Annotated in this window: 14 protein-coding genes and 1 other RNA gene; 2 read left to right on the plus strand and 13 right to left on the minus strand. The window is 72.2% G+C overall.

What is annotated here, in order from left to right:
• Positions 1–34 precede the first annotated feature (34 nt).
• On the minus strand, positions 35–1,591 hold the full coding sequence (locus ACFYVL_RS22790; protein ID WP_389247562.1) for a hypothetical protein: 1,557 nt from the start codon (positions 1,589–1,591) through the stop codon (positions 35–37).
• Between the two features lie 1,433 nt (positions 1,592–3,024).
• Here ACFYVL_RS22790 and ACFYVL_RS22795 point away from each other — a divergent pair.
• Positions 3,025–3,660 (plus strand): HAD family hydrolase, encoded by a 636-nt coding sequence (locus tag ACFYVL_RS22795; RefSeq protein ID WP_389247564.1) that lies wholly within the window; start codon positions 3,025–3,027, stop codon positions 3,658–3,660.
• Between the two features lie 183 nt (positions 3,661–3,843).
• Here the strand turns inward: ACFYVL_RS22795 and ACFYVL_RS22800 are convergent, their stop codons facing one another.
• The 6 genes from ACFYVL_RS22800 to ACFYVL_RS22825 form a co-directional block, all read right to left on the minus strand.
• Positions 3,844–4,125: an HU family DNA-binding protein gene (locus ACFYVL_RS22800; RefSeq protein WP_003954777.1), complete on the minus strand. Its 282-nt coding sequence runs from the start codon at positions 4,123–4,125 to the stop codon at positions 3,844–3,846.
• A 366-nt stretch (positions 4,126–4,491) separates the two neighbouring features.
• The gene (locus ACFYVL_RS22805) at positions 4,492–5,925 is read right to left on the minus strand and encodes an NAD-dependent malic enzyme (protein ID WP_389247566.1); all 1,434 of its coding nucleotides are present in this window, start codon (positions 5,923–5,925) and stop codon (positions 4,492–4,494) included.
• A gap of 420 nt (positions 5,926–6,345) precedes the next feature.
• Complete coding sequence (locus ACFYVL_RS22810) at positions 6,346–8,727, minus strand: HelD family protein (protein WP_389247568.1); 2,382 nt, start codon at positions 8,725–8,727, stop codon at positions 6,346–6,348.
• 61 nt (positions 8,728–8,788) lie between these two features.
• Positions 8,789–9,577, minus strand: coding sequence for a zf-HC2 domain-containing protein (locus tag ACFYVL_RS22815; protein ID WP_389247570.1), 789 nt, complete (start codon positions 9,575–9,577; stop codon positions 8,789–8,791).
• Positions 9,574–10,197, minus strand: a complete 624-nt coding sequence (locus tag ACFYVL_RS22820; RefSeq protein ID WP_389247572.1) for a sigma-70 family RNA polymerase sigma factor — start codon at positions 10,195–10,197, stop codon at positions 9,574–9,576. The genes ACFYVL_RS22815 and ACFYVL_RS22820 overlap by 4 nt, the downstream gene beginning before the upstream one ends.
• Before the next feature lie 146 nt (positions 10,198–10,343).
• Complete coding sequence (locus ACFYVL_RS22825) at positions 10,344–10,928, minus strand: CGNR zinc finger domain-containing protein (RefSeq protein WP_389247700.1); 585 nt, start codon at positions 10,926–10,928, stop codon at positions 10,344–10,346.
• 89 nt (positions 10,929–11,017) lie between these two features.
• Here ACFYVL_RS22825 and ACFYVL_RS22830 point away from each other — a divergent pair, with 89 nt between their 5' ends.
• Positions 11,018–11,578 (plus strand): GNAT family N-acetyltransferase, encoded by a 561-nt coding sequence (locus ACFYVL_RS22830; RefSeq protein WP_389247574.1) that lies wholly within the window; start codon positions 11,018–11,020, stop codon positions 11,576–11,578.
• Positions 11,579–11,607: 29 nt separating this feature from the next.
• On the opposite strand, the gene ACFYVL_RS22835 is transcribed toward ACFYVL_RS22830, so the two are convergent.
• The 6 genes from ACFYVL_RS22835 to smpB form a co-directional block, all read right to left on the minus strand.
• Positions 11,608–12,147: a GNAT family N-acetyltransferase gene (locus ACFYVL_RS22835; RefSeq protein WP_389247576.1), complete on the minus strand. Its 540-nt coding sequence runs from the start codon at positions 12,145–12,147 to the stop codon at positions 11,608–11,610.
• A gap of 91 nt (positions 12,148–12,238) precedes the next feature.
• Entirely contained in the window at positions 12,239–13,951 is a 1,713-nt protein-coding gene (locus ACFYVL_RS22840) for an acyltransferase (RefSeq protein ID WP_389247578.1), read from the minus strand.
• Positions 13,948–16,161, minus strand: a complete 2,214-nt coding sequence (locus tag ACFYVL_RS22845; RefSeq protein WP_389247580.1) for a bifunctional polysaccharide deacetylase/glycosyltransferase family 2 protein — start codon at positions 16,159–16,161, stop codon at positions 13,948–13,950. Before ACFYVL_RS22845 ends, ACFYVL_RS22840 begins: the two co-directional genes overlap by 4 nt.
• A 16-nt stretch (positions 16,162–16,177) precedes the next feature.
• Positions 16,178–17,032, minus strand: a complete 855-nt coding sequence (locus tag ACFYVL_RS22850) for a hypothetical protein (protein ID WP_389247582.1) — start codon at positions 17,030–17,032, stop codon at positions 16,178–16,180.
• A 397-nt stretch (positions 17,033–17,429) separates the two neighbouring features.
• Positions 17,430–17,799, minus strand: a transfer-messenger RNA (tmRNA) gene (gene ssrA, locus ACFYVL_RS22855).
• 154 nt (positions 17,800–17,953) lie between these two features.
• Positions 17,954–18,445 carry an SsrA-binding protein SmpB gene (gene smpB / locus ACFYVL_RS22860; RefSeq protein WP_389247584.1) on the minus strand — a complete coding sequence of 164 codons (492 nt, stop codon included), beginning with the start codon at positions 18,443–18,445 and terminating at the stop codon, positions 17,954–17,956.
• Between the last annotated feature and the right edge of the window lie 11 nt (positions 18,446–18,456).

An 18,456-nucleotide genomic window follows, 5' to 3' on the forward strand; every position in this document is an offset into this window, starting at 1 on the left:
GCCGGACGGCCGCCCCTTCGGCGTCGCGCCCCGGCTACGGGGTGTGGCTCGTCCGGGTCCCCGGCGGCTGCGGCAGATCGATCCCGAACGGGTTCACGCTGTACGTGCACTGGGTGTACGTGTAGCCCGGCCTGACCGTCCCCTCGATGTTGCCCTGGTTGGGCCGCGCGCCGACACCCGAGGGCTTGGACAGGAAGTAGTACTTCCCCGCGGGCAGCGAGAGCCGGTGCTCGGGGTACTTCTTCCCGCTGTCCTTGCAGGCCGTGCCGCGCGCGGCGGCCTCGCTGCGGTAGGACCGGCAGCCCGCGCAGCCCGGCATGCTGAAGCTCCCGGTGATCGGCCCGGTGTACAGGATCACGGTGGGGCTCGGCGAGTCGTTGCTGATCACGTAGCTCATCCGGTCCCCGCCGGGCGCGGAGGCGGCCGGCAGCCCCGCCCCGGCCTCCGGCCGGGTCACCGCGATCTCCGCCGCGATGGCGATGGTGCGGGCCCGGCCCGCGTTGGCGTTGCCGCGGTACTTGTCGGCGAAACCGGCCAGCGTGCCGCGGGCCTCGGCGAACTTCTTGTCCCGGTACTGGTCGAGGCCGCAGGACCAGACGCCGCTCTCGACCGCCCCGTCGGCGTCCGTGCGCAGGGTGGCCGCCGCGGGGCCGGGCAGCCCGGAGGCGGTCGTTCCGATGCGGCGCAGCTCCTCGGTGACCGGGCAGGGGTCGCTGCCGTCGAGCGCCTTCGTGCGCGCGACGATCCTGGCGCGCACCGCGGGCTCGACCTTGCCGGCCTGTTCGGTGCCGGGGAAGGTGCGCATCAGTTCGCCCAGTTCACCGCCGCCGCCGGTGGCGGCCCCGAGTCCCTGCATCCCGCACTCGTACAGCGAGGTCGCCAGCCGCGCGTCCGGCCAGCCCGCCAGCTTCCCCGCGGTCTTTGCGCCGATCGTGCCGGGCACGCCGCGCAGATACGTGAGCGGGCCGACGGCCGCGCAGTACTCGCCCCGCTCGTAGGGCGCGCCGACCGCCCGGTAGTACGCCTCCAGCCGCTCCGGCACCTGCCGGGCGGCCCGCGAGTCCCCGTGCTCGCGCACCAGGCCCGCGTACTGGGCGAGGGCTGCCCGGTAGTCCGGCTCCGCGGCGTTGAAGGGGGCCGCCTTGGCCCGCGCCACCACCGCGTCGGTCTCCGCGAGCCGCCCGAGCAGCATCTTCTCGACCGCCTCGTCCTGCGCGCCCCGGTACAGCACCGTCCCGCCCGCCGGAACCGCGAGCAGGACGACGCCCAGCACCACCGCCACGGACGACCGCACCGCCATCGCGTTTCGCGTACGCAATCCACGCCGCGCCCCGTCGAGTGCCGCCAGCACCAGCAGGGCGAGGTACCCGAGCACCACCCAGCCGGACACCCCGTCGACGTCGGCGGGCAGCGCGTACACCAGCAGCGCGGCGGTCGCGGTCAGGCACACGGCCGCCCCGATCCACTGCCGCAGCAGCACGTAGCCGAGCCCGAGCCCGGAGAGGTTGAGCAGCCCGGCCCCGACCGCCCGCGCGGCGTCGGCCTCGGGCGGCGGCCCCACGGTGGGCGGCCGGGCCGGCGGCGGAGGCATCACCCCGGCCACCCCACCCGGGGGCATCCCGGGCGGCGGGCCCTGGGGCAGCGGTCCCTGGGCCGACCCCGGCGGAGGCGCCTGGGGCGCTCCCGGCGGCTGTCCCTGGGGCGCTCCCGGCGGCTGTCCCTGGGGCGTCCCTGGCAGCGGGCCCTGGGCCGGCCCCGGCGGCGGTGCCTGGGACGCTCCCGGCGGCGCTCCCGGCGGAGGCCCCTGGAACGCTCCCGACGGCTGTCCCTGGGGCGTCCCAGGCGGCGGGCCCTGGGAAGTCCCCGGCGGCGGGCCGAAGCCACCACCCGCGCCGGGCACCCCGTAGGGACCGGCGGACGGTGGCGGACCGTACTGCCCACCGGAGTGCGCCGAAGCCCCGCTGCCGCCGGACGGGCCCCCGCCCTCACGGCCGGACGCAATCCCACTCCGACTGCCGGTCGCGACCCCGCCGCCACCACCAGGCGCCACCCCGCCACCACCGCCGGGCGCGAGCCCACCGTCATAGCCGGACGGGACCCCACCACCACCGCCGGACGGGACCCCACCATGACCGCCGGGCGCCACCCCGCCACCACCGGGCACGACCCCACCACCGCCAGTCAGGGCCACGCCCTCACCGCCGGGCGCCACACCGCCACCACCGGGCGCCCCCGCGGACTGCTGTGCCCCGTACTCCCCCGCCCCGGCCCCCGAGGCCCCGGCGTGCGACTCCACGGACTGCGCGGCCCCCGAAGGCCGCTCCCGCCCCGACGCCGGCCCGGAAGCCCCGGACCGCGGCTCCCGCACCCTGTCCTCCGGCGCCGACGGCGGCCTGTCCTGCGGCTCACGGGGGTCCCGGGCCCTTCGCGCGTCCGAAGCCGCAAGCCCGCCCGGCAACTCCCGCTCGCCGGAATCCCATGGCTCCCGCGCACCGGAGTCCCCCGGCCCGTCCTGCGGCTCCCTCGCCCGCCGGTCGGCCGACCCGTCCCGCGGCTCCCGTTCTCCCGCAGGCCCCCGCGCGTCCCGCGTGTCCTCGCTGTCCCGCGGTTCCTCGCGTCGGTCCCTGTCCCCCATGCCGACCCCCGTCGCTCGGCGGGCACCGCGTGGCCCGCCCCGGTTCGGCGGCGCCCGGACGAAGGGCGCGAGAACCGCACGACCAGCCACGACGCACCCGCGGGTGAAGTAGCGGACTCCGGCCGGGTCCCGGTGCGCGGGGAATCCCGCGATCCCGGCGACCGGCCCGGCGCAGCCCGGTCCCGCCCACGATCCGGCACCCCGCGAAGGGCGTCAACGGCCGTGACGTGCGTACCCCGTGGCGTTGTTTCCGCAGGTCACCCCAGTACTCACTCCGCCCCCGCCCGCCCCACGGACCCCACCGTGCGGGCCACCCCCCTTGGCTCGCACACCCGTCCAGTGATCAACTAATCGGCAGCAGCTCCACCGGCCCGCCCCGAAAGGCCCCCATGCCCGTCACGCTCCCCGCACCCGCCGCCCTCCTCTGCGACATGGACGGCACCCTCGTCGACACCGAGCACCAGTGGCTGGAGGTCGTCGCAGCCCTGCTGCGGGAGCACGGCGTCACCGCGACACCCGAGGTCCTGGCGCCCTTCGCCGGGGCCGCCATCGACACCGCGGCGGACCTCCTCGCGGACCGGCACGGTCTCACCGGTACGGCGCAACGTCTGGACGCGGAGTTCACCGCCCTGGTGGCGGCGGGGGTCACCGTCCAGCCCGGCGCGCTGCGGCTGCTGGACTCGGCCCGCGCGCTCGGCATACCCGTGGCGCTGGTCACCGCGTCCGAGCGCAAGGTCGCCGACCTGGTACTGAAGGGGCTCGGCACGGAGCGCTTCGCCGCCTCCGTCGCCCAGGGCGACACCGTACGGGGCAAGCCCCACCCGGACCCGTACCTGGCGGCGGCCCAGGCGCTGGGCGTGGACCCCGCCGACTGTCTGGCGGTGGAGGACACCCCGACCGGGGCCGCCGCGGCGCTGGCCGCCGGCTGCCGCCTCCTGGCGGTGCCCTCGGTGCCGGGCATCGAGGCGGGCGCCCGCACGGTCGTGGTGGCGTCCCTCACGGACGTCGGGCTGGCCGGGGCGTAGGGCGGACGTCGGGCCGGCCGGGGCGCAGGGCGTGCTCCGGGCCCCTCGGCCCCCGTATGCAGCCGGGGCGCAGGGCGTGCCCCGGGTCCCGCGGCCCCCGCATGCCGAAAGGGGCGCCCGCCCGGCGTGTTCCGGACGGCCGCCCCTTTCGGTCAAGCCTGGTACTGCTGGTGCCTCGGGGTGTTACTTGCCCTTGGCGGCTTCCTTGAGCTTGGAGCCCGCGGAGACCTTCACGCTGTAACCGGCCGGGATCTGGATCGGGTCGCCGGTCTGCGGGTTACGAGCGGTACGAGCGGCACGGTGGGTGCGCTCGAAGGTCAGGAAGCCGGGGATGGTGACCTTCTCGTCGCCCTTGGCGACGATCTCGCCGACGGTCTCGGCGAGCGCGGCCAGCACGGCGTCGGCGTCCTTGCGGGTCACCTCGGCGCGGTCGGCCAGGGCGGCCACCAGCTCACTGCGGTTCATGTTGTTACTCCCGTGTTCTTCTTGCCTGTGAGGCGTGTGCCACGCGGCGGGGCCGCGTGTGGGGCACAGCGAAGCCGATGCTGCCAGGGCCCTAGGACGGTCCCCGGACCCGGGTCTGACTTGCAGACCCTCGCGCCCGAATACGCATCCTGCCCCCACCAGCGGCGGGAAAGCCAATCCGGCACCCGGCAGAGTCACCCGAAGGCCACTCAGGGCGCGTCACTGCCTCTTGTCGTGACGCTCCGTCGACCCCGCTGCTGCGGACTGTCTACGGGCCGCAGCGCTCCTTCACGGTGCGCTGCCCGGCTCATTGCCCGCCACCCTAGAGGGGTGCCCGAGGCCCGGGGACCCGCGACGCGCCGCGCGTCAGGCAGACGTGGGACCCGTCACAGTCGCCCCGGCGGCCTTGGCGGCCGTGCGGACGGCTCCCGCGACGGCGCCGGCGACCTTGTCGTTGAAGACCGAAGGAATGATGTAGTTCGGGTTCAGCTCGTCCTCGGAGACGACGTCGGCGAGCGCGGTGGCCGCCGCGAGCATCATCTCCGTGTTGACGGTGCGCGACTGGGCGTCGAGCAGGCCGCGGAAGACACCCGGGAAGACCAGCACGTTGTTGATCTGGTTGGGGAAGTCGGAGCGGCCGGTGGCCACGACCGCCGCCGTCCGGCGGGCGACCGCGGGGTCGACCTCGGGGTCCGGGTTCGCGAGCGCGAACACGATGGAGCCCTCCGCCATGGCCGCCACGTCGTCCCCGTTGAGGACGTTGGGGGCGGAGACGCCGATGAAGACGTCGGCGCCGACGACGGCCTGCTTGAGGGTGCCGGTCACCCCTTCGGGGTTGGTGTTGTCGGCGATCCAGCGCAGCGGCGACTCGGGGTCGGCGGAGACCAGGTCCTCGCGGCCCGCGTGCACCACGCCGTGGATGTCGGCGACGACGGCGTGCTTGACGCCGGCCGCGATCAGCAGCTTCAGGATCGCCGTACCGGCGGCTCCCGCACCGGACATGACGACCCGTACGTCGCCAATGGACTTGCCGACCACCCGCAGCGCGTTGGTCAGCGAGGCGAGCACCACGATCGCGGTGCCGTGCTGGTCGTCGTGGAAGACCGGGATGTCCAGGGCCTCGCGCAGCCGGGCCTCGATCTCGAAGCAGCGGGGCGCGGAGATGTCCTCCAGGTTGATGCCCGCGAAGCCGGGGGCGATGGCCTTGACGATCTCGACGATGGCGTCGGTGTCCTGGGTGTCCAGGCAGATCGGCCAGGCGTCGATGTCGGCGAAGCGCTTGAAGAGGGCCGCCTTGCCCTCCATCACGGGCATGGCCGCCATCGGGCCGATGTTGCCGAGGCCGAGCACGGCGGAGCCGTCGGTGACGACCGCGACGGTGTTGCGCTTGATGGTGAGGCGACGGGCGTCCTCGGGGTTCTCCGCGATGGCCATGCAGACGCGGGCGACGCCCGGCGTGTAGATCATCGAGAGGTCGTCACGGTTGCGGATGGGGTGCTTGGCCGCCATCTCGATCTTGCCGCCGAGGTGCATCAGGAACGTACGGTCGGAGACCTTCCCGAGCACGACGCCCTCGACGCCGCGGAGCTTTTCGACGATCTCGTCCGCGTGCGAGGTCGAGGAAGCGGCGATCGTGACGTCGATCCGCAGCTTCTCGTGACCGGATGCGGTGACGTCGAGGCCGGTCACGGAGCCGCCGGAGGCTTCGACGGCCGAGGTGAGCTGGCTGACCGAGGTCCCGCTGGCGGGTACCTCCAGTCGGACCGTCATCGAGTACGAGACGCTGGGCGCCGTTGCCATGGCCGACTTCCTCTGCTTTCCCTAGCTTCATTGCTACGCCGACGGGCCGGGAGGCCGTGCGGCGCAGTCCGATCGTCGCACCTACCCGCGGGTAGCGGGTAATGAGCACTTCGTTTTCGGAAACTGTTTTCCACCATACGAGAACCTTGGGTCTCAGCGGAAGCCCCAAAATTCCGCCGGGCCCCTTGGACCTCCGGCAGAACGGCACCCGGCAAAACGAAGAGGTCCGGAGCGCCGCGGCGGCGCTCCGGACCTCTTGCTCTTCAAGTTGGCGACACCGACCCGCCATGCTCGCCTCGCGGCAAGTGGTCGCTCGTAGCGACTAAGGTTGGGCCCGGGGGCTTGGATCGAGCCGGTGTCACATTCGAGACTAACAAACCCTCCCGGGAAGTGATTCCCCGTGGGCCAGTTGACTCGAAATCAGTCCCGCAACAGCGCCGGAACCCCGTCCGCGCCGGCGCCGTCCCGCTTCCCCGACACCACCGTGAGCTGCTGCGTCGCCCGGGTGAGCGCCACGTACAGCACCCGCAGCCCGGCCGGGGACTCCTCCGCGATCTCCGCGGGCGACACCACGACCGTCGCGTCGTACTCCAGCCCCTTCGCCTCCAGGCTGCCGAGCGCGACCACCCGCTCCCCCAGCTCCGCGAGCCAACGCCTGGCCTGCACCCGCCGGTTCATGGCCACGACGACGCCCACGGTGCCGTCCACCTGCTCCAGCAGCCGCCGCGCCTCGTCCCGTACGGCCGTCTCCAGATCGTCCGCCGCGACGGCGAAGCGCGGCACCACCCCCGTCGAGCGCACCGCGCGCGGCGCCTCCATGTCCGGGGCGGCCAGCGCGAGCACCTTCGCCGCCAGCTCGGCGATCTCCGCCGGGTTGCGGTAGTTGACGGTCAGCTCGAACGTGCGGCGCGGGCGCGTGCCCAGTGCCTCGTCGCGGGCCTCGGCGGCCTCCGCCGGGTCGGTCCAGGACGACTGGGCCGCGTCCCCGACCACCGTCCAGGTGGCGGTGCGCCCGCGCCGGCCGACCATCCGCCACTGCATGGGGGTGAGGTCCTGCGCCTCGTCGACGATGACGTGCGCGTACTCGGTGCGCTCGGCGGCGAGCCGCTCCGCGCGCTCCCACTGGGTCTCCTCGCGCTGCGGCATCAGCTCCTCCAGGCCGGTGAGCGCGTCCAGCGGGTCGTACTCGCGCTTGCGCTTCGGCTTCGCGGGGGTGCCGAGCAGCAGCTGGAGTTCGTCGAGGAGGGCCACGTCGTGGACGGACAGCTCCTCGCGCGCCAGCGAGCGGGCCAGCTGCCGCACCTCGCGCGGGTTCAGCACCCGCCGCGCCCACCGGCCGAGCCGCTTCTCGTCGGCCATCGAGGCGAGCACCCCGCGCGGGGTCAGCTCGGGCCACCAGGCGTCCAGGAACTCCAGGAAGGAGTCCTCCGAGGACACGTCGTCGTCGAAGGAGGAGCGCAGTTCGGCGGCCAGCTCCGGGTCGGTGTGCCGGCCGCGCCCGCCCGAGCGGGACCACAGGGCGTCCAGTAGCAGCCTGCGGGCGCGCGGGCGCAGCAGGTTGACCGGCGCGGTGCCGCCGAGGACGGTGTTGCGGATGCGCTGGAGGTCGGCGGCCTCCAGCTCGATGCGGGAGCCGAAGGCGACGACCCGCAGCAGGTCGGTGCGCACGGCGGGCCGCACCTCCTCGGTGTCGTCCGCGTCCCCGAAGTCCCCGAAGGACAGCTGGCCCGCTTCCTCGGCCCGCTCCGCCGCGGGCGCGACGGGCGTCTCCAGCGCCCCGCGGGCCGCCTTGCGCAGCACCTTCAGCATCCGCGAGGAGCCCTTGATGCGGGCGATGTTCGGTTCGTCGTACGTGGTCGCCTCGGCACCGTCGACCAGCGAGCCCAGCGCCCGGATCGCCACCTGGCCCTCCTCGCCGAGCGAGGGCAGCACGCCCTCGGTGTACGAGACCAGCAGCGGCGTCGGCGAGACGATCAGGATGCCGCCCGCGTAGCGGCGCCGGTCCTGGTAGAGGAGGTAGGCGGCGCGGTGCAGCGCGACCGCCGTCTTGCCGGTGCCGGGGCCGCCCGCGACCTCGGTGACGGAGGCGGCGGGGGCCCGGATGACGAGGTCCTGCTCGGCCTGGATGGAGGAGACGATGTCGCGCATGGTGTGGCTGCGGGCCTGGCCGAGCGCGGCCATCAGGGCGCCGTCGCCGAGCACCGCGAGCTGCTCGCCGTTCAGGAACGCGGTCAGCTCGGGCCGCATCAGGTCGTCCTCGACGCCCAGCACCCGGCGGCCCTTGGAACGGATCACCCGGCGGCGCACCACCCGGCCCGGGTCCTTGGGGGTGGAGCGGTAGAACGGGGCGGCGGCCGGTGCCCGCCAGTCGATGACCAGCGGGGCGTAGTCGGCGTCCAGGACGCCGATCCGCCCGATGTGCAGGGTCTCGCCGATGTCGGCGCTCACCGCGCCCGCGGCGTCCTGCCGCACGGCGTCGTCGGCGGGCTCGATCGACGTGAAGGCGCCGTCCGGTCCCTTCTTGCCGTCCTTGCCGTGCAGCAGGTCGATCCGGCCGAAGAGGAAGTCCTCGAACTCGTTGTTGAGGCGGTTGAGGTGCACCCCCGCCCGGAAGACCTGCGCGTCGCGCTCGGCGAGCGCGCCGGGCGTACCCACCTGGCCGCGCTGGGCGGCGTCGTTCATCAGGAACTCGGCCTCGTGGATCTTCTCCTCAAGACGGCGGTACACCCGATCCAGATGATCCTGTTCCGCGCCGATCTCCCGGTCGCGGACCGAATCGACAGCGGCATCCTGCGCGGCCACCGAGGCCCCCTTCTGACGTGCACTGGGCAGCCGTCAACCGTACGCGAAGGGGACCGTTATGTCAGGCCTCGACTTTCACCAGGGGTTTGCCGTCGAATGTCCGGACCTCGAAGCGGTCGATGTCGGAGGCCGCCATGGCCGCGCCGCCGTGGATGTACAGCGGGTTCCTGGCGCTCGGATGGGTGCTGGTGGGGATTCCGTACCCCCACGCGGGCACGGACCAGCTGGAGACAACCTCCTCCTCGCCGGTCCTGGAGACGGCGACCAGGCTGCACTTGAGGGGGCCGCGGACGTTCTTCAGCTCCAGGACGGCGTGAGTGCCCCAGCCCTTGGCCTCGGTGCCGACGGTGGCGGTGACCCCGGTGGTGGGGTCGGTGGCCCCGGTCTTCCTCGTCATGTGGTGGAAGAAGGCGTCCTCGGCGGGGCCGGTGGGGTGCGGGTCGGGCCGGGCGGTGACGCCGGGCCGCTCGCCGCCGGTCGACGCGACGACGACCGCGCCGGAGCCCCCGATGACCACCGCCGCCGCCGCGGCCACCAGGTAGAGCCCGCGCCGCTTGCGGCGGGCGCGCTGGGCGGCGACCTCGTCCACCAGCGCGGGCAGCAGGGCGGGGCCCGGCGGCACCGGCTCCTTGGGCGGGCCGGGCGGCTGGGCCAGGGCGGCCAGCATCGGCTCCAGGCCCGCGAAGCCGTCGAGCTGGGCGGCGCAGTGGTTGCAGCCGGCCAGGTGCTCCTCGAACGCGGCGCTCTCGTGCTCGTCCAGAATGCCGAGGGAGTACGCGGCGACGGCCTCGTGGACGGGTTCGAGGTCGGCGTGCTCCCGGTCCGGCGGCGGGAAGTCCGGTGGGGTCATGCCGTCACTCCTCGTTCCTCAAGTGCCAGCTTCATCGAGCGGAGCGCGTAGAAGACCCGGGAGCGCACCGTCCCGCTGGGTACGCCGAGGACTTCGGCCGCCTCGCCGACCGTACGCCCCTTGAAGTAGGTCTCGACGAGCGCCTCCCGGTGGGCCGGTGTCAGATCGTCGAGCGCGTCCGAGAGGGTCATCAGCCACAACGCCTTGTCGATCTCGTCCTCCGCGGGCATGACCTCCAGCGGTGACGGTTCGACTTCCTGCGGCCGGGCCTGCCGGCTGCGGTGGTTGTCGATGACGATGCGCCGGGCGACCGTCACCAGCCAGGGGCGGACGGAGCCGGTCGCCCGGTTGAGCGAGCCGGCGTTCTTCCAGGCACGGATGAGCGTCTCCTGCACGACGTCCTCGGCACGCTGGCGGTCACCGGCGACGAGACGCAACACGAAGGCGAGCAGCGGGCCGGCATGTTCGCGATAGAGAGCACGCATCAACTCCTCTTCTCCGCATGCGGAGTTGACGCTCTCTCTGCTGCTGCGATGCCGGGCCCGTCGCGGACGGTCATCGGCCACGGCGGCATCCTCGCGCACCTTGGACCTCCCGGTCGAGACCCTCTGGGTATTCATCGACCTTCCATACGCGCGGTGGATGCGCCACGCTCAACAGGAGCGCAAGATTCTTTTGTACGACGCCGGAGCGCGCCCCCGCGCGCCCGCCCCGCGGCCTCCTGCCGCCCGCCCAGCCGCCGCCGGGAGTTCGCCCCGTACCGGCTCTACGCCTGCGCGGCCACGGCCGCCCTGCGGCGGTGTCTGGCGACGCGCTCGCGGTTTCCGCAGACCTCGCTGGAGCACCAGCGGCGGCGGTGCCCGCGGGAGGTGTCGAGGTACAGCCGGGCGCAGTTGTCGCCCTCGCAGCGGCGCAGCGCGGCGCGGGCCGCGGGGTCGGTGAGGAGGCCGACGGCGTCCCGGGCGACGGCCGCGAGGAGCTGTTCGCAGCGCGGTTCGGCGGCCAGCACGCAGACCAGCGAGCCGTCGGCGGCGCGGACCGCCCGGGGTGCGGGCGGGGCGACCGCGGCGAGCGCGTTGATCTGCTCCAGCGCGGCGTCGGAGCCCCGCCCACCGCCGAACAACTCCCTTACGCATTCGCGCAGTTGGCGAAAGCGCAGCACCCACTCGTCGTCCACGCCGCGCAGCCGGGTACCGGCGGGCACCAGTCCGGAGCCGGCCAGCCACTCCCCCAACCGCACCGGCCGGCCCAGCAGTTCCTCGCCCCGGGCCCGGGTCGCGAGCAGGTCCAGACACACCCGTCCGGAGTCGAACCACCATGCGTGCGTGCCGCCCACACCGCCCGAGCCCATGCCGATGCCCTCCGGGGTCGCCGTACCCACCAGAGTGCCCGCCCCCGCCCCGCACCGGAACCCCCGGTACCGCGCCGTACCGTGATCACATGACGACCACCGAACCCACCGTGTCCGCGGACGGCCTGACCCTGCGCCCCTGGCGCGCCGCTGACGCCGCCGGGCTGACCGCGCTCTGCCGCGCCTCCGACATGAGCACGGTCAGCATCGAGGTGGCGACGGAGGCGGACGCGCGGAGGTGGCTGGCGGACCAGCGGCGGGCCTGGGCGACCGGCACCCGGCTGTCCTTCGCCGTCACGGCCGACGCCGTCACGGCGGACGCCGTCACGGCCGACGGCACGGGCGAGGTGGTGGGCCAGGTGGTCCTCAAGGGCCTGGCGCCGGGCGGAACGACGGCGGAGGTCGGCTACTGGACGGCGGGCCCGCAGCGCGGACGCGGGGTGGCCACCCGGGCGGTCTCCGCGCTGGCCCGCTGGGCGTTCGCGACGTACGGGGCGAACGGGCTGGTCCGGCTGGAGCTCTTCCACGCGGTCGCCAACACGGGCTCCTGCCGCGTCGCCGAGAAGGCCGGCTTCGCCTTCGTGCGCGAGCTGCCCCCGCACCCGCTCCACGACAACAAGGGCCACCTGCACGCCCTGACCCGCGGCTGAACCACCCCCGTCCCCCTACCCCCGGCCCGCTACTCCGGCGGGCCGTCGTGCAGCACCCGCTGGAACAGCCGGTGGTCCCGCCACTGCCCGTCGATGTGCACATACCGCCCGGCCACCCCGATGGCCTCGAACCCGCACTTCTCCAGCACCCGCTGCGAGCCCGCGTTCGTCAGCAGCGTCGCCGCCTCCACCCGGTGCAGCCCCACCTCGGTGCGGGCCAGTTCGCACACCCGCCGCACCGCGGCCGTGGCCAGCCCGCGACCGCCGTACGCGGCATCGATCCAGTAGCCCAGCTGCGCGCTGCGGAACGGGCCGAGCGCCACGTTGGTCAGCGTGAGGCCGCCGACCACCCGCTCGCCGTCCACCAGCAGCCAGGGCACCGCCCGCCCGGCCTCGCGCTCCGCGAGCAGGGCCGCCTGCCGGGTGCGCTGGCCCTCCTCGGTGAAGAAGCTCTCGGGGCGCCTGGGCTCCCAGGGCCGCATGTGGGCGCGGTTGCGCCGCAGCGCCGCAGCCAGCGCCGGGGCGTCGTCCAGGGTCGAGGGGCGGAGTTCGATGCCGTCGCGAATCATCCCCGTACCGTACGAAAGGCAGCGGCGCCGCACACGCGAACGCCCGCCCGCCCCGGCGGAGGGGCGGACGGGCGGGGCGCAGCGCACCGCGCTAGCGGGCGGCGGGCTGCTTCTTGGGGTTCTTCGCGCCGTTGGGCCAGAGTCTCGGTTTGCGCTTGGCCGCGAAGTCCTCCGTCCAGCCGAAGCTCGCGATGAACAGCGCGATCAGCGGCCAGGCGAGGACGAACATCAGCACCTGGTAGAGCTTGCCCAGGTACGGGCTGATCAGCTCGCCGATGCCCAGCGGCAGGCTCCACATCTGGTCGATGATCGGCACCGCCAGCATGATCGCCATCTCGTGCCAGAGATAGATCGTCACGGCCCGGTTGTTGGCCAGGGTGATCGGGGTGTCGAAGCCCTTGAGCTTGTCCGGGAACTCCTGCCAGGACGGCGAGTAGTGCAGCAGGATCGCGCAGAAGCCCAGCGACCACAGGGCGTTGGCGGTCGGGATCTCGTCGAAGTTCCAGCCCGCCTCGCCGATGTGCGTGGCCGCCCACCAGAGCCCCAGCGCCATCACGAACGCCGAGAACGTCGGGATCATGTACGCCTTGAGCTTCTTCAGCGTGCCCTCGTTGTGGGCGAAGCCGAGGATCCAGCAGGACGCGAAGGTGGTGAAGTCCTGGACCGCGTTGCCGGTCTCGCCGGGGATCTCGATCAGCTTGAGACCGAGGACGGCGGAGAGCGCGAGCGGCGCCAGCATCGTCACCCAGGGCAGCTTGCGGAACGCCTTGAGCATCAGCGGGGACAGCACCACGAACCACAGGTACGCGCGGATGTACCAGAGCGGACCGGAGGCCTGCGCGGCCCAGTCCAGCCCCAGCAGACCGCCCTCGGATCCCGCCTCCCAGGGCGCCTGGGGCGCCCCGATCGGCACGAACCACCAGATGAGCTTGATCCACCACCACATGATCGGCTCTTCGTCGGCGTTGGGCTTCCACCCGCCGTGGAAGAGCGACACCAGCATGAAGACCGAGAACAGCCAGAACGGGATCAGCAGTCGCCGGATACGGCTCTTGATGACGCTCATCGCGGGCCGGGCCAGCGAACGCGCCATCAGCGAGCCGGCCAGCGCGAACATCACACCCATGGACGGGAAGATGATCGTCAGCCAGGCCCAGCCGAAGACGTGGAAGAACACGACGCGGACGAGCGCGATGGCGCGCAGCAGGTCGAGGTAGCGGTCGCGCCCCGGCTTCTTGGGCGCCTCCTTCTTCTCCCCGTCCCCCTCCTCGCCCCGGCCGGAGTCGGCGCGGGGGCGGGGCGGGTCCTGGACCGCGGTGCGGGCGAAGGCAGGGGTCTGCTCCTGCTCCTCCTCCTGCTGCGGGAAGGCGGTGGTGGTGCCGAAACCGTCGTTGCCGGGCCGGCCGTCGTCGTAGGCGTCCGCGCCCTGGCGGCCGTTCCCGTAGTGGCCGTCGCCGTGGGCGTACGGGTCCGGGGCGTACCCGTCGTTCCCGTACGCCTCCCGGCCGTAGGCGTCCCTGCCGTACGCGTCGTTGCCGTAGGGCTCGGGGGCGTACGGCTCGGGGACGTAGGCGTCCGGGGCGTAGCCGCCCTGCTGCGGGTGGGCCTGCTGCTGGGGGTGCGCCTGCTGCTGGGGGTAGCCGCCGGCCTGCGGGTAGCCGTTGGAGGCCTGCCCGTACATCGAGGGTCCCGGGTTGTTGCGCACCCTGGGCCAGCCACCGCCCTGCGGGGGCGGCGGCGGGGGTATGGAGCCCTCCTCGTCGCCGTACGCGTCTCCGTTCGCCCCCGGATATCCGTGGCTCATCCGACCGGCCACCTCTCCTGGGACTGGTCGCGCCGCTGGCCCGGCAGGGCCCCCGGCGCCTCGACCGCGCCGGTCCGGCGCAGCTTCTGCCAGCGGAGCCGGCCACCGGTGAGGGCGGTGATCCAGGACTGCAGCAGCACGACGTACATGATCTGGCGGTACAGGATCTGCTGGAGCGGCAGCGTCACGAGATGGGTCATCTTCTCCTTGTCCAGGCGGAACGCGTAGGCCGCGCAGATGCCCTGGAGCGCCAGTACGCCGAACCAGGCGATGACCGTCTTGACGGTCGGGCCGAAGATCAGGCCGTACAGCAGGAAGATGTCGATCAGCGGGGCGAGCAGCGGGAAGAGCACCATGAACAGCGACACGATCGGCAGGCCGACCCGGCCGAAGCGGCCCGAGGGGCCCTTCTCGATGATCGAGCGGCGGTGCTTCCAGATGGCCTGCATGGTGCCGTACGACCAGCGGTAGCGCTGGGACCACAGCTGCTGCACGGACTCCGGCGCCTCGGTCCAGGCGCGCGCGTCCTCCGCGTAGACGACCTTCCAGCCGTCGCGGTGGAACGCCATGGTGATGTCGGTGTCCTCGGCGAGGGTGTCCTCGCTCATGCCGCCCACGCGGTGCAGTGCGTCCGCGCGGAAGGCGCCGACCGCGCCGGGGATGGTCGGCATGATGCCGAGCATGTCGTACAGACGGCGGTCCAGGTTGAAGCCCATCACGTACTCGATGTGCTGCCAGGCGCCGATCAGCGAGTCGCGGTTGCCGACCTTCGCGTTGCCCGCGACCGCGCCGACGCGCGGGTCGCCGAACGGCTGGACCAGTTCGCGGACGGTGGACGGCTCGAAGACCGTGTCGCCGTCCATCATCACGATGATGTCGTAACGGGCGTGCCGGATGCCGTTGTTGAGGGCGGCGGGCTTGCCCGAGTTCAGCTGGCGCACGACGCGGACGTTGGGCAGTCGCATCTGCTCGACGATGTCGGCGGTGCCGTCCGTCGAGCCGTCGTCGATGACGATGACCTCGATCGGGTGGTCGCTGGACATCAGCGAGCGGACGGTGTTGGCGATGCACTCGCGCTCGTTGTACGCGGGGACCAGCACGGTGACCGGGCGGGTGACCTGCGGCCCCCACCGGAAGCCGCGCTTCCTGACCTTTCTGGCGTGCGCGAAGGACAGCACCAGCATCATCACGAAGCGGGCGATGACCAGCGAGCCGACGATGGCCAGGCCGACGGTCAGCACGTCGGTGATGTGGTCGGAGACGTAGATCGCGGCGATGAACGCCTTGCTCTTCCACAGTTCCAGGCCGGTGATCTGGGTGTGCGCGGACGGCGCGCCGAGGGCCTGGGTGAGGTTGGTGAACTTGAAGCCGCGCTTCTGCATGTCCGGCAGGAACTGGTCCAGCGCGGCCACGGTCTGCGAGCGGTCGCCACCGGAGTCGTGCATCAGGACGATGGTGCCCTTGGTGGTCTTGGGCGTCGCGCGCTTGATGATCTCCTTGACGCCCGGCCGCTTCCAGTCCTCACTGTCGGTGTCGTTGACGACGGTGAGGTAGCCCAGCTCGCCGACGTACTTGGCGACCGGCCAGCTCGCGTCGTCCATCGCGCTGGACGTGGAGGAGTACGGCGGCCGGAACAGCGAGGTGTGCACCCCGGCGGCACCGGCGATGGCCAGCTGGTTCTGGGAGAACTGCCAGTCGATGCCGTTCTTGGTCTTGTACGAGAGGTCGGGGTGGTTGAACGTGTGCAGCCCCAGCTCGTGGCCCTCGTCGACGATTCGCTTGACCAGTTCCGGGTAACGGGTGGCCATGGTGCCGGTGACGAAGAAGACGCCCTTGGCGTCGTACTGCTTCAGCTTGTCCAGGACGCGCGGCGTCCAGGTGGGGTCCGGACCGTCGTCGAAGGTGATGACGACGTGCTTGTCCCGGACGTGCAGCGCCTCGGGCTTCTTGTTCTTGGGGTCCCGGGCGTCGATGACCGGTCCGCCCTCAAGGATGTTCTTGGGGACGGTGAACGAGTCGATCGACTGGCGCACGCGCTGGTCGGACTCGATCTCGCTGTGTACGTAGCCGCGCAGCATCAGCATCGCCATCAGCGCGCCGAGCACCAGCAGCGGCAGCAGGTACCGCATGGGGAACCAGCGCCGCCGGGAGCGTGTGCGCGCGGCTGAGCGGCGGGCGCCCTGGGAGGAACGCCTGCGAGGGTTGGACATCTACGTGCCGTGCCTTCTACTGAGCCGGGTTGGGGTCCACGGGAGGTTCGGGGTCTGTGGTGGGCTCACCGGCCGCACCGCCTGGGGTCGCGCCGCCGTCGGCCGCACCACCGGGGGCCGCGCCGCCGTCGGCGGCCCCGCCGTTGTTCGCTGCGCCGCCGTTGTTCGCCGCGCCGCCGTTGTTCGCCGCGCCGCCGGCCGCCGCGCCACCGCCCGCGGCAGCACCGCCACCGGCCGCCGCGCCGCCCGCGGCAGCACCGCCGGCGGCTGCTCCGCCACCGGCCGCGGCACCGCCGCCGGCCGCCGCGGCAGCGGCGCCGCCGGGCTTGTCGGGCGGGGTGACGGGGGGCTTGGTGCCCGCCGGGGTGTTCTTGGGGTCGGGTCCCTTGCTGCCGCCGGCGGGCACCTTGCCGTTGGTGCCGGGCGTCTGGGCGGCGTCGTTGCCGGGGAGCTGGTTGCCACCGACCGGGGGGAGGTCACCGGCCTTGGGAACCGAAGGGGTGGGGCTGGGTTCGGACTTGACCTTCTCGGCCTTCTCCTCGGACTTCTCGCCCGGGATCAGCCCCAGCGAGGGGGCGAAGGAGTTTCCTCCGATGAGGGAGGCGACGAGCATCGCCGCGTACACGGCGCATATCGCACCGAGCACCCAGCCGAGCCTGCGGAACTTCTTTCCGCGGCGACCGCTCTCGTCGACGAACACCGGGCCGTCGCCGTCGTCCGTGGACAGCTCGGGAAGCACGGGTGCGGGGCGGCCTCGGCGGGCGAACTCGGATCCCAGCGAATCGAGCTGCATCGTCCGGTCGTCCACGTCGCGTATCTGACGTATCTGTCGGGTCTGCCCGGTCTCGGCACCCTTTTGCATATTGTTCACAGCTGTCCGCACATCCCCCACTGACTGATTCATCGGTGGGCGCGCGCGACTCACTGGTCGACATCGTTGGACCGGCCCCCACCCGTCCAAGAGCCCCTATCACACTGCACCCGGACGATGAATGTAGCGCACGCGGGTGACAGCGCTTCTCCCGAGTGCGCTGTTGTCACACATCAATGACATATCGAGAGCCGGAACGTGGCCTTCCGCGTCCGTTTTGCCCGATTAAAGGGGGCTTTATGGTGTGCATAAGACATCACGTGACGCATACGACAACGACGCCGTACAACCATCGCCCCCTCTCGACCGTCGGGGAGTACAGCGGCGTACGACCGCCGGAGTGTACGACGAAGGCCCGACTGCCGGTGGCAGTCGGGCCTTCGCTCAACCATGGGAATTGTGGAGATGGCGGGAATCGAACCCGCGTCCAACGGTGCAGAACCAGGGCTTCTCCGTGTGCAGTCTGCTGCGATTTTCTCGGCCCCGGAGATCACGCAGACAAGTCTCCGACGGGCTCAGTCACTGTTTGATTTCCTCCCAGGCCCCGTGACCGGGTCTAGGAGTTTAGATCCCTTGATGATGCCAGGATCCGGGTCGGGATCACCCCCGGGCTGACACTTCGCAAGTCGCTACTTAGGCAGCGAGGGCGAAGGAATCGCGCTTGGTGTTGGCGATTATTGGTTGCGACATATGGTTAACGAGATCATTGCCGCTTCCTCGACACGCTTCCCCTGCTTCGACATCCGCTGTCGAAACCGATCATCCCCATGTTGATTTTTCAAAGTGGATCCGGCGGCCTGCGCCACCTTCTCCGTCGCCTGACCCATCACCATGTGGGGTGCGATGCGTCCATCGTACGTGACCAACGTCCGACGATGCCAGCCAATTCCCGCGTGGCCGGCCCGGTCCGCGTGACGGCGCCTACAGGTGGCCGCGCTCCTTGCGCTTGACCGCCGCGATGGCGCGGTTGGTCTCCCGCGTGTCCTGCTTCTCGCGCAGCGTCTGGCGCTTGTCGTACTCCTTCTTGCCCTTGGCGAGCGCGATCTCGCACTTGACCCGGCCGTCCTTGAAGTACAGCGCGAGCGGCACGATCGTGTGGCCCGTCTCGCCGGACTTCGACTCCAGCTTGTCGATCTCCGCCCGGTGCATCAGCAGCTTGCGCTTGCGCCTGGCCGCGTGGTTGGTCCAGGTGCCCTGCGAGTACAGCGGTACGTGGATGTTGTGCAGCCACGCCTCGCCGCCGTCGATCTGCACGAAGCCGTCCACCAGCGACGCCCTGCCGAGCCGCAGGGACTTCACCTCGGTGCCCATGAGCACGAGTCCGCACTCGTAGGTGTCGAGGACGGTGTAGTCGTGCCGGGCCTTCTTGTTCTGCGCGATGATCTTGCGCTTGGGGTCCTTTTCCTTAGCCATAGTGCGGTCAT

The sequence above is a fragment of the Streptomyces sp. NPDC004111 genome, assembly GCF_042874215.1.
Lineage (GTDB): Bacteria > Actinomycetota > Actinomycetes > Streptomycetales > Streptomycetaceae > Streptomyces.